The 15,168-nt window shown below is 64.0% G+C and carries 11 protein-coding genes, 3 tRNA genes and 1 pseudogene; 10 read left to right on the top strand and 5 right to left on the bottom strand.

What is annotated here, in order from left to right; genetic code table 11:
- Window positions 1-2: 2 nt before the first annotated feature.
- Window positions 3-923, bottom strand: a complete 921-nt coding sequence (locus tag M3I53_RS00375) for a squalene/phytoene synthase family protein (protein ID WP_302057507.1) — start codon at window positions 921-923, stop codon at window positions 3-5.
- Window positions 924-1,267: 344 nt separating this feature from the next.
- Here M3I53_RS00375 and M3I53_RS00370 point away from each other — a divergent pair.
- Window positions 1,268-1,354 (top strand) — tRNA-Leu (locus M3I53_RS00370).
- Window positions 1,355-1,486: 132 nt separating this feature from the next.
- Here M3I53_RS00370 and M3I53_RS00365 read toward each other — a convergent pair.
- Together M3I53_RS00365 and M3I53_RS00360 are read right to left on the bottom strand one after the other, a co-directional pair.
- On the bottom strand, window positions 1,487-1,933 hold the full coding sequence (locus M3I53_RS00365; RefSeq protein ID WP_254314023.1) for a MarR family winged helix-turn-helix transcriptional regulator: 447 nt from the start codon (window positions 1,931-1,933) through the stop codon (window positions 1,487-1,489).
- A 246-nt stretch (window positions 1,934-2,179) separates the two neighbouring features.
- Window positions 2,180-3,337 (bottom strand): glycerate kinase, encoded by a 1,158-nt coding sequence (locus M3I53_RS00360; protein ID WP_254314022.1) that lies wholly within the window; start codon window positions 3,335-3,337, stop codon window positions 2,180-2,182.
- 415 nt (window positions 3,338-3,752) lie between these two features.
- On the opposite strand from M3I53_RS00360, the gene tig reads away from it, so the two are divergent.
- From tig to M3I53_RS00320, 8 genes and pseudogenes are all read left to right on the top strand, one after another.
- Window positions 3,753-5,099, top strand: coding sequence for a trigger factor (gene tig, locus M3I53_RS00355; protein ID WP_254314021.1), 1,347 nt, complete (start codon window positions 3,753-3,755; stop codon window positions 5,097-5,099).
- A gap of 159 nt (window positions 5,100-5,258) precedes the next feature.
- Window positions 5,259-5,912, top strand: coding sequence for an ATP-dependent Clp endopeptidase proteolytic subunit ClpP (clpP, locus tag M3I53_RS00350; protein ID WP_028213090.1), 654 nt, complete (start codon window positions 5,259-5,261; stop codon window positions 5,910-5,912).
- A 252-nt stretch (window positions 5,913-6,164) separates the two neighbouring features.
- A complete protein-coding gene (gene clpX / locus M3I53_RS00345) occupies window positions 6,165-7,436 on the top strand; it encodes an ATP-dependent Clp protease ATP-binding subunit ClpX (RefSeq protein WP_028216418.1) in 1,272 nt (423 codons plus the stop codon).
- Between the two features lie 191 nt (window positions 7,437-7,627).
- On the top strand, window positions 7,628-10,054 hold the full coding sequence (gene lon / locus M3I53_RS00340) for an endopeptidase La (protein ID WP_254314020.1): 2,427 nt from the start codon (window positions 7,628-7,630) through the stop codon (window positions 10,052-10,054).
- A 327-nt stretch (window positions 10,055-10,381) separates the two neighbouring features.
- Window positions 10,382-10,660: pseudogene (locus tag M3I53_RS00335) on the top strand (HU family DNA-binding protein); the annotation flags it as partial.
- A gap of 71 nt (window positions 10,661-10,731) precedes the next feature.
- A tRNA-Val gene (locus M3I53_RS00330) sits at window positions 10,732-10,807 on the top strand.
- Between the two features lie 33 nt (window positions 10,808-10,840).
- Window positions 10,841-10,917 (top strand) — tRNA-Asp (locus M3I53_RS00325).
- Window positions 10,918-11,020: 103 nt separating this feature from the next.
- The gene (locus tag M3I53_RS00320) at window positions 11,021-12,967 is read left to right on the top strand and encodes a SurA N-terminal domain-containing protein (RefSeq protein WP_254314019.1); all 1,947 of its coding nucleotides are present in this window, start codon (window positions 11,021-11,023) and stop codon (window positions 12,965-12,967) included.
- A gap of 93 nt (window positions 12,968-13,060) precedes the next feature.
- Here the strand turns inward: M3I53_RS00320 and M3I53_RS00315 are convergent, their stop codons facing one another.
- Window positions 13,061-13,408 (bottom strand): hypothetical protein, encoded by a 348-nt coding sequence (locus M3I53_RS00315; protein ID WP_028206982.1) that lies wholly within the window; start codon window positions 13,406-13,408, stop codon window positions 13,061-13,063.
- 206 nt (window positions 13,409-13,614) lie between these two features.
- Window positions 13,615-14,250: an arylesterase gene (locus M3I53_RS00310; protein WP_254314369.1), complete on the bottom strand. Its 636-nt coding sequence runs from the start codon at window positions 14,248-14,250 to the stop codon at window positions 13,615-13,617.
- A gap of 144 nt (window positions 14,251-14,394) precedes the next feature.
- On the opposite strand from M3I53_RS00310, the gene M3I53_RS00305 reads away from it, so the two are divergent.
- Window positions 14,395-15,135, top strand: a complete 741-nt coding sequence (locus tag M3I53_RS00305) for an ABC transporter ATP-binding protein (protein WP_254314018.1) — start codon at window positions 14,395-14,397, stop codon at window positions 15,133-15,135.
- Window positions 15,136-15,168 lie beyond the last annotated feature (33 nt).

Raw genomic sequence — 15,168 nt, 5'->3', positions numbered from 1 at the left:
CCTCAACTGCGCCGCGCGGCGCGCCAGGCAATCCAGAGCTTGCGCACTGGCGTGAGCACGATCTGCTGATGCAGCACCTGGTAGCCTTCGCGCTCGACTTCGTCGAGCAGAGCGAGTTCGAGCGCCGCGAGCGCGCGCAAGGTGCGCTGGTCGCGCCGCGCCGAGGCGGGAATCGCGTCGAGCGCGGCCTGTACCGATTCGCGCGCACGCGAGGTCTGGAACTGCATCAACTCCGCGAACTCAGCGCTGTAGCGCCGGTTGATGAGATCGGCGGCCGTGACGTTGTAGCGCTGCAGTTCGTCGATGGGCACGTAGATGCGGCCATGGCGCGCGTCGTTGCCGATTTCCGGCACGAACTGCGCGAGCATCAGCGCATTGCCGAGCGGCGCGGCCCAGCGTGCGGCGTTTTCGCGGTCCTCGTCGGTGCGCGCACTGAGTTGCGCGACGAGCGAGGCGAACGTGCCGCCCACGCCTTGCATATAGCGGCGCAGATTCGGCAGATCGAGATAACGCGCCTGCTCGAAGTCCATCTCGAAGCCGGCGAGTAGCGCTTGCAGATCGGGATAGACGGCGCTTGCATCGCCGAGATGCGCGGCGAGCGCCTGGGTGACCGGATGCGCGGGATTGCCCGCGGCGAGCGCGGCCAGTTCCTTTTGCCACCAGGCGAGCTTCGTGCGGCCGACGGTGGGATCGCTCGTTTCTTTCGCGGTTTCCTCGAGTTCGCGGCGCAGCGCGAAGAGGGCGGTCAGGAGCGGCTGGCGTGCAGCGCGGGCCTGGCGCAGCGCATAGTAAGTGCTCGAACCAGGGGGAGCCGCCTTTTGCAGGCAGTAGTCGTCGAAGTTCACGGCGTTCGGAGATGTGGGGCGAAGCGGCTTGCGCGGCGGCCAGTGCGTGCCGCGACGGTAGAGCCGCGATTCTAGCATTGGCGCGGTTTGCGGCCGGCCCGGCGGGGCGGCCCGGCCCTTTGGCCGATGCGGTGTCGTGTCCGTCGCGCACCGTTTTCCGGATGCAGACAAGCGCGAGTCAATCGGTTAGAATCTCGCGCTTGCGCTTTCTGGCGCTTAGCTGCAAGCGCGCAGCCGGCCCAAAATGAAGTATCGCTGCCGGCGGCCACAGTCAGAAAGCAGGCTGGATTGCGGGCGAGGTGGACAACACCGCGCCCGGCGTCTCACGAGGACTCGATCAGTCGGCATGTCGCACAGGGTTGTATCGCACGCGGTGTTCGCAGCGGTCCTGCCGGGCGCAAGAAGACAAGCGCAAAGAATTCGCGTGAGTGGCGAAATTGGTAGACGCACCAGGTTTAGGTCCTGACGCCCGCAAGGGTGTGCCGGTTCGAGTCCGGCCTCACGCACCAAAGTAAAAAGGCCATGTACCTTCCGGTACATGGCCTTTTTGTTTATCCACGCCTTGCGCGAAGCACTGGCGATGACGGCTAGACGCTGCCCGCCATCTGTTTGACTTATTGCCTCTGCCCGTTCGGGCTGCCTTACAGTTCGCTCTGCATGGCTTCGATCACCTTGTCGAGCGCACGTGCGAGTGCGTCGCGTTCCTTGTCGTCGAGGCTCGCGAAGAGATCGACATTCCACTTGCGCGCGATGGGCATGACCTTGCGATACAGCGCGCGTCCGTCGGTTGTGAGCGAAACGAGCACGAGGCGTCCGTCCTCCTCGCTCGTGTCGCGCTGCATGAGGCCTCGGCGCATCAGCGCCTCGGCTGCACGGCTTGCCTGGCTCTTGTCGAGATTTGCGTGACGCGCAAGCTCCATCACGGAAAACGGGCCGAACGCCCCCACAGCTGCAATGAGCCGAGCTTCCGGAAGTGTGATGCCGAGCTTCGCCTGGTAGCGTTCGCTCGCGCCACGTTCGGAGAGTTTGTTCAGGACATGCAGCCGATAGGTGAGGAATTGTTCGAGTCCGGCTTTGCTTGCCTTCATGGGAGTCCTGGTCTGGTCGCTTGGGAAGGGCGCGACACGTGTCGCGATTTCATGATTGTTGCCCCATCTTGCGCGCGGGTCAACGCATCCTAACCCTTCTCCAGCGCATCCGGTGCGGTGCACGAATCTATTAATCGCTTACTGCGGAATGCGTGTTGCGCCGAGGTCATGAATCTGGCGCGATCTGGCCACGCGGATTCCGGCAACGAAGCCGGGGCGGCGGGCCCCGGACGGTTTGCCTGGAACTCAGTTGGATGTACGCGCAGCGTATTTGAGGCGGGCGAGCTGCTCCGCTTCGTTGGCGAGCAGGCGAGCGGCGTCGCGGATCGCGGTTTCGAGCGTGATGGGGCCCGGCGCGGGCGAGAAGCAGCCGCTGAAATGCTCCGCGAGCCGCGGCAGGGCGGCGGCGTCCACGGCGCCCGAAAGCAGCGTGGCCGGCACTCCGAGGGCCGCGGCGTGGCGGCAGGCGATGAACGGCGCCTTGCCGTGCAGCGTTTGGACGTCGGAGCGGCCTTCGCCGGTGATGAGCCAGTCCGCGCGATCGAGCGCCTCGTCCAGACCGATGGTGCGTGCAACGACTTCGGCGCCGGGCTCGAAACTCGCGCCGAGCATGCGCAGCGCGAAACCCAGGCCGCCGGCCGCGCCGGAACCTGCTTCGTCGCGCACGCGACGGCCCAGCGCCGCTTCGAGCAGATCGGCGAAACGGCCGAGCGCCGCGTCGATCGGCGCCACCTGTTCGGGCGTCACGCCTTTTTGCGGGCCGAACACGGCGGTTGCGCCATGCTCGCCCGTGAGCGGATTGTCCACGTCCGACATGCCGACGAACGATGCCTCGCGAAGCCGCGCGTCGAGGCCGGAAACGTCCACTCGCGCCACGTGCGCGAGCGCTTGCGGCGTGGGCTCGAGGGCCATGCCGGCGGCGTCGAAGAGTTGCAGGCCGAGCCCCGCGAGCAGGCCCGCGCCGGCGTCGTTGGTGCTGCTGCCGCCGAGCGCCACGTAAAAGCGCCGCACGCCTTCGTCGAGCAGTGCACGGATCGCTTCGCCCATGCCTCGCGTGCTGCGCGCGTCGACCGGCACGCCCATGCCCACGGGGTCCGTGATGCCGACGATCTCGGCGGTCTCGACGATCGCGCTGCCGTCGTGCAGCAGGCCCACTGCGGCGTCGCGCTTCGGGCCCGCTGCGCCTTCCACGGTGAGGACGCGGCGCTCGCCGCCCATCGACAGCATCGCGTCGAGCGTGCCTTCGCCGCCGTCGGCCATGGGGCGGATGCGGATGTCGGCGTCGGCGCACGCGCGGCGGATGCCCTCGGCGATCGCCGCGGCGACCCCGTCCGCGCTAAGCGAGCCTTTGAAAGAATCGGGAGCAATGACGATAACGGGAGCGTCAGGCGACGAATTCGGCATGGTGTCTCTGCTGGAAGAATTGTGTTGGGAGCGGCTGCGGCCGGCGGGGCGTCCGGCGAGCGTTAGCTTAACAGCCGCGCCGCATGGGCTGGATAACGGCGTTGCAATAGCGCGCATCGGAGCGCATTTCAATCTCGCAGCGGCTCGAAAGCAGGCCGAAACCGGGTCAAAAACAGCCACATAGCACACCCGAACGGCAATTCCAGTGGGACCGGGAAATAGTTTGCTAAAATACTTGGCTCTTTTGACGCAACCGCACCGCAAGCCGCCCGTTTCGGCGCTGTTGAGCGGCGCACGAGGCGCCTGCATTCAGCTCCAAAGCGGGTTGCTGGACCACTTCGGATCCAGGCGGACCGGGGCTCGCAGAGACCACAGATTACTGATTCGCTCGAACAATTTTAGGACGATTGAAGCCATGGCTAACGTTGTTGAAAACCTCGGCAAGCTCGAACGCCGCGTGACGATTTCCCTGCCGAAGGACGCCGTGCAGAAAGAAATCGATTCGCGCATCCGCAAACTCGCGAAGAACGTTCGCATGCCGGGTTTCCGCCCGGGCAAGGTGCCGCTCAAGATGGTCACGCAGCAGTATTCGGGCCAGGTCGAAGCCGAAGTCCTGAGCGACAAGGTCGGCAAGGAATTCTTCGACATCAGCCGCGCCGAGAACCTGCGCGTTGCCGGCCAGCCGAGCTTCGCACCGAAGTCGGAAGCCGCTGAAGGCGACTACGCGTTCGACGCGACTTTCGAGGTCTACCCGGAAGTGAAGCTCGGCGACGTCGCAACGGCCGAAATCGAGCGCACGACCACGACCATCACCGAAGCCGAAATCGACCGCACGCTCGACATCCTGCGCAAGCAGCGCGTGCACTTCCATGCTCGCGGCGAAGCCGGCGAGCACGGTGACGGCGGCGCCGACACCGCAGCAAAGGAAGGCGACCGCGTGACGGTCGACTTCGTCGGCAAGATCGACGACGTCGCGTTCCAGGGCGGCACCGCGGAAGGCTTCGCGTTCGTGCTGGGCGAAGGCCGCATGCTGCCGGAATTCGAAAAGGCGGCGATCGGCCTGAAGAAGGGCGAGTCGCGCGAATTCGACCTCGCATTCCCCGAGGACTATCACGGCAAGGACGTCGCCGGCAAGACGGCGAAGTTCACGATCACGATGCAGCAGATCGAGTGGCCGCACCTGCCGGAAATCGACGCTGAATTCGCCAAGTCGCTCGGCATCGCCGACGGCGACCTCGTGAAGATGCGCGCCGAAATCAAGGACAACCTCGAACGCGAAGCGAAGCGCCGCACCCAGTCCATCGTCAAGAACCAGGTGATGGACGCGCTCCTCAAGATTTCCGAACTCGACGTGCCGAACGCGCTCGTCGAGCAGGATCAGGAACGCCTCGTCGAAATGGCGCGCGCCGACCTCGCGCAGCGTGGCGTGCCCAACGCCAAGGACGCACCGATCCCGGCCGAAATGTTCAAGGAACAAGCCGAGCGCCGCGTGAAGCTCGGCCTCGTGCTCGCCGAACTCGTGAAGGCCAACAGCCTCGAGGCGAAGCCGGAGCAGATCCGTGCTGAAGTCGACGAATTCGCGAAAAGCTATGAAGACCCGAAGGAGGTCGTGCGCTGGTATTATTCCAACCAGCAGCGTCTGGCCGAAATGGAAGCCTATGTCGTCGAATCGAACGTCGTCGACTTCGTGCTCGGCAAGGCCAAGGTGACGGACAAGCAAGTTAGCTTCGAAGAACTGGCAAGCGCGACGGCGCAGGCTTAAAACTGCCCGCTACGGCGTGCCGGCTGTCGGAGCGACCGACGGCCAGCACGCCGTTTTTGCATCCGCAGGTTTTAGCCATGCTGTCCGTGTGGTTGATTTGACCGGGGTCCGTCGCCATACGGGTATATAGAAGAACTTTTCCAGACAAGGATGCACCGCATGACCATTCGCGCTCAATCGCTGGATACGTTGACCTCCCACGCGTCGCGGGACTTCGACCCGCAGGCGCTCGGCCTCGTGCCGATCGTCGTCGAAACGAGCGGCCGCGGCGAACGTTCCTACGACATCTACTCGCGCCTGCTCAAGGAACGCGTGGTGTTCCTGGTCGGCGAAGTGAACGACCAGACGGCCAACCTCGTGGTCGCCCAGCTGCTGTTCCTCGAAAGCGAAAACCCGGACAAGGACATCAGCCTGTATATCAACAGCCCGGGCGGCTCGGTATCGGCCGGCATGGCGATTTACGACACGATGCAGTTCATCAAGCCGGACGTTTCGACCCTTTGCATGGGCCTCGCGGCCAGCATGGGCGCGTTCCTGCTGGCGTCGGGCGCCAAGGGCAAGCGTTTCGCGCTGCCGAACTCGCGCGTGATGATTCACCAGCCGCTCGGCGGCGCGCGCGGCCAGGCGTCGGACATCGAAATCCAGGCCCGCGAAATCCTGTACCTGAAGGAGCGCCTGAACCAGTTGCTCGCGCACCATACGGGTCAGCCGGTCGAGCGCATTGCGCGCGACACGGATCGCGACAACTTCATGTCGGGCGACGACGCCCAGGCCTACGGTCTGGTCGACCAGGTCCTGCACAAGCGTCCTTGATCTGCGCGAACGGTTTTGCGCGTCCGACCCTGCGAAGGGCGCGCAAGCCGTGACAGAGGCAACATAAAGGACAGCTCGGCCCCCGTACAAAAGGGGATAGCCGACGCCGCGCAGACCTTGTGAAATAATCGGCAAACGCGCTTCGCGGCCTGCGGCCCCCAACGCCGTCACAGCAAGCGGTTCACGCACCCTCCGGCCTCGCCGGGGGAAACGGCGTATCATGTAACAGAGTGTCCGGAGGCTCATTTATCCATGGCGGACAAGAAAGGTTCTAACAGCGAGAAGCTGTTGTATTGCTCGTTCTGCGGCAAGAGCCAGCATGAGGTGAAAAAGCTCATCGCTGGTCCGTCGGTATTCATCTGCGATGAATGCATCGACTTGTGCAACGAGATCATTCGCGACGAAGCCGCCGGTGCGGGCGTCGACGCGGCGCTGTCGCGCTCGGACCTGCCGAGCCCGCAGGAGATCCGCGACATCCTCGACCAGTACGTGATCGGGCAGGAACGCGCGAAGAAGATTCTCGCGGTGGCGGTGTACAACCACTACAAGCGTCTGAAGCATCTCGACAAGAAAGACGACGTCGAACTCTCCAAGAGCAACATCCTGCTGATCGGGCCGACGGGTTCGGGCAAGACGCTGCTCGCGCAGACGCTCGCGCGCCTTCTGAACGTGCCGTTCGTGATCGCCGACGCCACCACGCTGACCGAAGCCGGTTACGTGGGCGAAGACGTCGAGAACATCATTCAGAAGCTGCTGCAGAACTGCAATTACGAGGTCGACAAGGCCCAGCGCGGCATCGTCTATATCGACGAAATCGACAAGATCAGCCGCAAGTCGGACAACCCGTCGATCACGCGCGACGTCTCCGGCGAGGGCGTGCAGCAGGCGCTGCTCAAGCTCGTCGAGGGCACGATGGCTTCGGTGCCGCCGCAGGGCGGTCGCAAGCATCCGAACCAGGATTTCATCCAGGTCGACACGACCAATATCCTGTTCATTTGCGGCGGCGCGTTCGACGGTCTGGAAAAGGTCATCACCGACCGTACGGAAAAGACCGGCATTGGCTTCGGTGCGAGCGTGAAGAGCAAGCAGGAGCGCGACACAGGCGAAGTGCTGCGCGAAACGGAACCGGAAGACCTGATCAAGTTCGGCCTGATTCCCGAACTGATCGGCCGTCTGCCCGTGGTCGCCACGCTCGGCAAGCTCGACGAAGCCGCGCTCATGAAGATTCTGGTCGAGCCGAAGAATGCGCTCGTCAAGCAGTATCACAAGCTCTTCAACATGGAGCGCGTGGAGCTGGAAATTCGCCCGGCTGCGCTGCAGGCCGTCGCCCGCAAGGCGATCCGCCGCAAGACGGGGGCTCGTGGCCTGCGCTCGATCCTGGAACAGGCATTGCTCGACGTGATGTACGAGCTGCCGGCCATGAAGGGCGTGAGCAAGGTCATCATTGACGACAACGTGATCGACGGCGACGGCAAACCGCTGTTGATCTACGAAGACGCTCCGAAGGTTGCAGGGTCGAACTGATGGTGGTGATCGGCTAAAGAGTTCCGGAAAAGAGCCGTTCATACAATGGGATGAACGGCTTTTTCGTTTAATCTTGTGGTCGATGGCGCACTATTTTGGAGTCACTGAACTTTTCCCACACGCGCGAGGCTTGCAATCGGTATCTCAGGCCTCAATTACCGAACAATTGATTCCACTCATGGGGAAATGAAATGTCAGGAACCCAACTCCTCCCGCCGGAACGCACCACGCTCCCGCTGCTGCCGCTGCGAGACGTTGTAGTCTTCCCGCATATGGTGATTCCCCTTTTCGTGGGCCGGCCGAAATCGATCAAGGCCCTCGAAGCGGCTATGGAAGGCGGCAAGCACATCATGCTCGTCGCGCAGAAAACCGCCGCGAAGGACGAGCCGACCGAAAAAGACATGTATGAAGTAGGGTGTGTCGCCAACATCCTGCAAATGCTCAAGCTGCCCGACGGCACCGTGAAGGTGCTCGTGGAAGGCCTGCAGCGCGCGAAGACGCTTTCCATCGAAGAGCAGGAAACGCAGTTTTCGTGCGAAGTGATGCCGCTCGAACCGGACCACGCCGACAGCGCAGAAACTGAAGCGCTGCGCCGCGCGATCGTCTCGCAGTTCGACCAGTACGTGAAGCTCAACAAGAAGATCCCGCCGGAGATCCTGACGTCGCTGTCGGGCATCGACGAGGCCGGTCGTCTTGCCGACACCATCGCCGCGCATCTGCCGCTCAAGCTCGACCAGAAGCAGCACATCCTCGAGATGTTCCCGGTCGTGGAGCGTCTGGAGCATCTGCTCGCGCAGCTCGAAGCGGAAATCGACATTCTCCAGGTGGAGAAGCGCATTCGCGGCCGCGTGAAGCGCCAGATGGAAAAGAGCCAGCGCGAGTACTACCTGAACGAGCAGGTCAAGGCCATCCAGAAGGAACTGGGCGAAGGCGAAGAGGGCGCGGATCTCGAAGAACTCGAGAAGCGCATCACGGCTGCGCGCATGCCCAAGGAAGCCAAGAAGAAGGCCGACGCCGAGCTCAAGAAGCTCAAGCTGATGTCGCCGATGTCCGCGGAAGCGACCGTCGTGCGCAACTACATCGACACGCTGATCGGCCTGCCGTGGCGCAAGAAGAGCAAGGTCAATAACGACCTCTCGAACGCCGAAGCCGTGCTCGACGAAGACCACTTCGGTCTCGAGAAGGTGAAGGAACGCATTCTCGAGTATCTCGCAGTGCAACAGCGCGTGGACAAGGTCAAGGCGCCTATCCTGTGCCTCGTCGGGCCCCCGGGCGTCGGCAAGACCTCGCTCGGGCAGTCCATTGCGCGCGCAACGAACCGCAAGTTCGTGCGCATGGCGCTGGGCGGCGTGCGTGACGAAGCCGAAATTCGCGGTCACCGTCGTACGTACATCGGTTCGATGCCGGGCAAGATCCTGCAGAGCCTGGCTAAGGTCGGCGTGCGCAATCCGCTCTTCCTGCTCGACGAAGTCGACAAGATGGGCATGGATTTCCGCGGCGATCCGTCGTCGGCGCTGCTCGAAGTGCTCGATCCGGAACAGAACCACACGTTCGCCGACCACTACATCGAAGTCGATTTCGACCTCTCCGATGTGATGTTCGTCGCCACGTCGAACTCCCTGAACATTCCGCCGCCGCTGCTCGACCGGATGGAAGTCATCCGTCTGTCGGGTTACACGGAAGACGAAAAGGTCAGCATCGCCCAGCGTTATCTGCTGCCGAAGCAGAAGAAGAACAACGGGCTGAAGCCGGGCGAGATCGAGGTGACCGAAGGTGCGATCCGCGACATCATTCGCTACTACACGCGTGAAGCGGGCGTGCGTTCGCTCGAGCGCGAAGTGTCGAAGATCTGCCGCAAGGTCGTGAAGATGCTGCTGCTGAAGAAGGCCGACAAGGCCGTCACGGTGGACAGCGCCAACCTCGACACCTTCCTCGGCGTGCGCAAGTACGACTTCGGTCTGGCAGCGAAGGAAAACCAGATCGGTCAGGTCACGGGTCTTGCGTGGACGGAAGTCGGCGGCGATCTGCTGACGATCGAAGCGGCGGTCATGCCCGGCAAGGGCAACGTGATCCGCACGGGTTCGCTCGGCGACGTCATGAAGGAATCGGTCGAAGCGGCACGCTCGGTGGTGCGTTCGCGTTCGCGTCGTCTCGGTATCAAGGACGAGGCGTTCGAGAAGCAGGACATCCACATCCACGTGCCGGAAGGCGCGACGCCGAAGGACGGTCCGTCCGCAGGCGGTGCGATGACGACGGCGCTCGTGTCGGTGCTCACGGGCATTCCGGTGCGTGCCGACGTGGCGATGACGGGCGAAATCACGCTGCGCGGCGAAGTGCTGCCGATCGGCGGGCTGAAGGAGAAGCTGCTCGCGGCGCATCGCGGCGGCATCAAGCTCGTGCTGATCCCGGAAGAGAACGTCAAGGATCTCACCGAGATTCCGGACAACGTGAAGAACTCGATCGAAATCGTGCCGGTCCGCTGGATCGACAAGGTGCTCGAACTCGCGCTCGAACGTGTGCCGCAGCCGCTGCCGGAAGAAGAAGTGAAGGCCGAGGACGCCAAGGCGCCCGTGGCCGAATCGAAGGATGCCGGCGCGACTGAAGTCGTCAAGCACTAAGCCTTCGGTACACCTTCAGTACGCCTTCAACAAGCCGCGCTCCCGCGCGGCGCGTTGGACCCCAAAAAGCCCGCGGCATGGTCCGCGGGCTTTTTGCTTGGGTCAGATTCTTGACGTTGTGATGACAACCAGCGGTCTTTTCCGCCTTTTCCCATCTGTTCGAGTGCTCACTCGAATATTTCCTCGAATCCCGCGCCGAATCAGGCTCAACACCGCTTGACACGGCATTTGCGGCCCCGTTAAATGAGCGGGCCCCGCGCCATGGCGGGGACGTCTATCCAATAAGTTGACCTTCTTGCTTACGTTTGCCCAAACACATTCTCGGGGGCTGGAATGAATAAAACGGAACTGATTGACCATATTGCGCAACAAGCCGACATTTCGAAGGCGGCTGCGGGGCGCGCGCTCGACGCCGTGATCGGCGGCGTCAAAGGCACGCTCAAGAAAGGCGGCTCGGTTACGCTCGTCGGCTTCGGCACGTTCGCCGTCGGCAAGCGCACGGCGCGCACTGGCCGCAATCCGCGGACTGGCGACGCGATCAAGATCAAGGCGGCGAAGGTGCCCAAATTTAGGCCTGGCAAAGCGTTGAAGGATGCGCTAAACTAGCGGGCTCGCTACCTGATGGGTAGCGCAGCAGAAGTCGCACTACAGGAAGCAGCGCAGGAAAGCATGAAGCTGGGTGCTTAGCTCAGTTGGTAGAGCGGCGCCCTTACAAGGCGTAGGTCGGGAGTTCGAGCCTCTCAGCACCCACCACAGCTTCAGTTCCGGTACGTAGCGCACCCGCACGGAGCGGTAGTTCAGTTGGTTAGAATACCGGCCTGTCACGCCGGGGGTCGCGGGTTCGAGTCCCGTCCGCTCCGCCAAGGATATCTCGACAAGAAGGCGAACTCCGGTTCGCCTTTTTTGTTGGCCGCTGTTGTAATATCGGGCGTTCCGTTTTTTGGCGCCCTCAACGTCTGGTCACGCATGCTCGACTTTTTCCGCAATCACAAACGCCTGATGATGTTCATGCTGCTCCTGGTCGTCCTGCCAGGGCTGGGCTTCGTCGGTATTCAAGGTTTCCGCGGCTTCTTCGATGAAAGCGCGAACGTCGCGAGCGTCAACGGGCACAAGATCACGCGTGTCGAATACGACAACGCCGCGCGCCAGCAGCTCGACCAGGCCCGCCATGTCCTCGGCGCGCAATTCGATGCGAGCATGTTCGACACGCCCCAGCACCGCAAGGACATCCTCGACGGTCTGATCCAGCAGCGCGTGCTCGTGGACGAAACGCAGCGCCTGCACCTGACCGCCTCGGACGACGCCGTGCGCCGCGCGCTGCTCTCCGACCCGGTGATCTCGTCGCTCAAGAATCCTGACGGTTCGATCAACCTCGACCAGTACAAGCAGCTGCTCGCCATGCAGGGTATGACGCCGGAGCAGTACGACGAGCGCGTGCGCTATAGCCTCGCCATGCAGCAGCTGCCGGCGTCGATCATCAGCAGCGCGTTCACGCCGAAGGCGCTCGCGCAGCAGCTCACGGGCCTCTCGGAGCAGCAGCGCAAAGTGCAGGGCCTCGCATTCCACGCGAGCGACTATGCGGCGAAGGTTCAACCGACCGACGCGCAACTGCAGACGTACTACGACGCGAACAAGAACGCGTTCGCCACGCCGGCCACGGCGCAGATCCAGTATCTCGTGCTCTCGGCGGCAACGGTTGCCGCCGGCGTGCAGCCGAGCGACGCCGATCTCAAGAAGTACTACGACGACAACATCGCGCACTACCGCACGCAGGAAGAAGTGCGCGCGAGCCACATCCTGATCACGGTGCCGAAGGACGCGAGCGCCGACGTGCGCAACGCCGCGAAGCAAAAGGCCGAATCGATCCTCGCCGAAGTGAAGGCCCATCTGGATCAGTTCGCGCAGATCGCGCAGAAGGAGTCGCAGGACCCGGGTTCGGCCTCGAAGGGCGGCGACCTCGGCTACTTCGGCCCCGGCATGATCGCGGGCGGCCAGGCGTTCGACGCCGCGGTCTTCAAGCTCAAGAAGGACGAGATCAGCGATGTGATCCAGTCGGACTTCGGCTATCACATCGTCAAGGTCACGGACCTGAAGCCGGCCGTCACGAAGCCGTTCGACGACGTGAAGGCGCAGATCACGAACGACGTGAAGGCGCAGCAAGCCGCGAAACTGCTCGCCGACGCGAGCGATGGCTTTACGTCGGTGGTCTACGAGCAGGCCAAGAGCCTGCAGCCGGCCGCGGATAAGTACAAGCTGGCGATCCAGACAGCCACGGTCACGCCGAAGCCGAACGCGGCGCTGCCGCCGGACAGTCCGCTGAACAACCAAAAGTTCCTCGATGCCGTATTCGCGAGCGACTCGGTGAACCAGCACAACAACACCCAGGCGATCGACGTCGGCAACAACACGCTGATCTCGGCTCACGTGACGAACTACCAGCCGGCCGCCGTGCCCGCGTTCGCCGCGGTCAAGGACGCCGTGCGCCAGAAGGTGGTCGCGCAGCAGGCCGCCGACATCGCGCGCAAGGACGGCGAGGCGAAGCTCGCGGAACTGCAGAAGTCGAAGTCGACCGAGGGTTTCTCGTCGGCGCTCAAGGTGTCGCGCAACGACGCACAGGGCCTGCCGCCCAGCGCGCTGTCGGCCGTCTTCAAGGCGGATTCGCAGAAGCTGCCCGCTTACGTGGGCGTCGATCTCGGCAATGACGGCTATGCGATCTACCGCGTGAACAGCGTGACCAACGGTCCGGCCGCAGAAGGCCCGCGTCTGGCCGCCGCGCAGCAGCAACTGGCCCAGGTCGACGGCCAGTCGCAGGTGCAGGCGTACCTCGACGCGCTGCGCGAGCGCGCGAAGGTGAAGCTCTACGGCTCGCTCAGCTCGGCTGGCCAGTCGGGCGACGGCGACGGCGCCCAGTAAGCCGAACCCGCATCAGGCCGCCGGCGCCGAGAGCCGGCACAAAAAAAGCCCCGCGAAACACCGCGGGGCTTTTGCGTTCTGGCGAGCGCGAAATCAGAGGCAGGCGCTGATGTCGCTGGTTGCGTCTCCACCGGCGCCGCCGCCGGAGCGGAAGCCGACCCACGTCTTCGCGCTGGCGCTCCATGCCGGGCGCACCGTTGCGGCTGCGCCGTTAGGCGGCTGCTGGCCAGGGACATAGACGTCGACAGCCTGGCCGTTGGCGAGCACGGACTGTGAGACGACTTGCTGCTGCGACTTGTCGGCCCATTTTTGCGCGATGCATTGGGCAACCGTCGCAGGCGGTTGCTGGCTCGTGCCGACGGACTGCGCTCCGCTCGGCATTGGCTGATTGGCGCAGGCAGCAAGGGCCGCCGTAACGACAATGAGAGGTAAATATTTCACGCTTCTTCCCTCCAGTCAGGGTCGGTCGGATTCAGGCAGCGAAGCTTCGAGGGCTCGCGTGTCTGACGCAAAGATGGCCAATGGCGCGACGCGGTTGCCCGCTGCCACGCTGGCTGAGAGGTTCGAGCGGGGTTAGACGCGCCGAGGGCGAGGCCCTGAGAATAGGCGCCCGGTGAGGGCGCCCGCACGTTAGTCCCGCTGCCGCCTCACCGCCGCACGCCGCTGCCGAGCAGCGGCTTGAGCGTTGGCCACACGTTGTCGAGCAGCAAAGGCTGTGCCTGCTGGATGGGATGGATCTGATCGGCCTGGAAGAGTTCGGGCTTGTCGGCGAGGCCGGCGAGCAGGAAGGGCACGAGCGGCACGTTCAGTTCTTTCGCCAGCCGCTCGTAGATGGCGTGAAAGTCACGCGTATAGTCGACCCCGTAGTTGGGCGGTACGTACATGCCGATGAGCACGGGTTTCGCGCCGCCCTTGCGGATCTGCGCGACGATGGCGCGCAGATTGCTCTCGGTCGTCGTGAGCGGGACACCGCGCAGTGCGTCGTTTGCGCCCAGTTCGACGATCACGATCGCGGGCTTGATGCGCTGCATGACGAGCGGCAGGCGCGTGAGTCCGCCGCTGGTCGTGTCCCCGCTGATGCTCGCATTCGCAACGTTATAATCGATCCGCTCGCTGGCGAGCCGCTGGCGCAGCAGGGCCACCCAGCCCGTATCGCGCGGCAGGCCGTATTCGGCGGAAAGGCTGTCGCCGAGCACGACGACGTTCGGTTTTGCCGTGGCAGCGGGGTTCGTCGCCGCGTTGGCCGTGGAAACGGGCGAGGCCGCGAGCGCGGTGCCGGTCATGCCACATAAGGCGCCGAGCAGGGCAGCGGCGGTCAAGGTCGCGATAGCGGCAAACGCGCTGAAGCGGGACGAAGCGCGGGAAAGGGCGGCGCGCCGCGCGGCGCGCTTCTGGTTCACGGCTAACGTGTGCGTCATCATGTGCGAATGAATAGCGATCCAGTCATCGAAGTACGGGGTTTGAGCAAGCGGGTCACCGACGCCACCGGCGAGCTGACGATCCTCGACGGCATCGACCTCACCGTGCAGGCGGGCGGGAGCGTGGCGATCGTCGGCGCGTCCGGCTCCGGCAAGTCGACGCTGCTCGGCCTGCTGGCCGGCCTCGACAGCGCGAGCGCGGGTTCGGTGCGCCTGCTAGGCCATGAGCTTACCGGCATGGCCGAAGATCAGCGCGCGGCGCTGCGCAACGGCTCGGTGGGCTTCGTGTTCCAGTCGTTCCAGCTGATGCCGCATCTCACCGCTTTGGAGAACGTCGCACTGCCGCTCGAACTGCAGGGCGGCATGTCGACGCGTGATGCTTTCTCCCGCGCGCGCGCGCTGCTCGAGCGCGTAGGTCTTGCCGAGCGCACGGGCCACTACCCGAAGCTGCTCTCGGGCGGCGAGCAGCAACGCGTGGCGCTCGCCCGCGCGTTCGTGACGAGCCCCGCCGTGCTGTTCGCCGACGAGCCTACCGGCAGCCTCGACGCCGCCACGGGCCACGCCGTCATCGACCTGATGTTCGAACTCAACCGCGCCAACGGCGCGACGCTCGTGCTCGTCACCCACGACGTCGATCTCGCGCAGCGCTGCGACGCCATCATCACGATCGAGGCGGGCCACCGCGTGCCCAACGCGCCGCATGGCGCGGCAGCCTCGCGCGACGCGAGCAATGTCGAAGCCGGGCGTTAGCGCCTGACCATCGAACGGCGTGCGCAGCGCATG

It is taken from the genome of Paraburkholderia sp. CNPSo 3272 (genome assembly GCF_024206495.1).
Lineage (GTDB): Bacteria > Pseudomonadota > Gammaproteobacteria > Burkholderiales > Burkholderiaceae > Paraburkholderia.
This window is presented reverse-complemented; position numbering and strand designations above follow the sequence as displayed.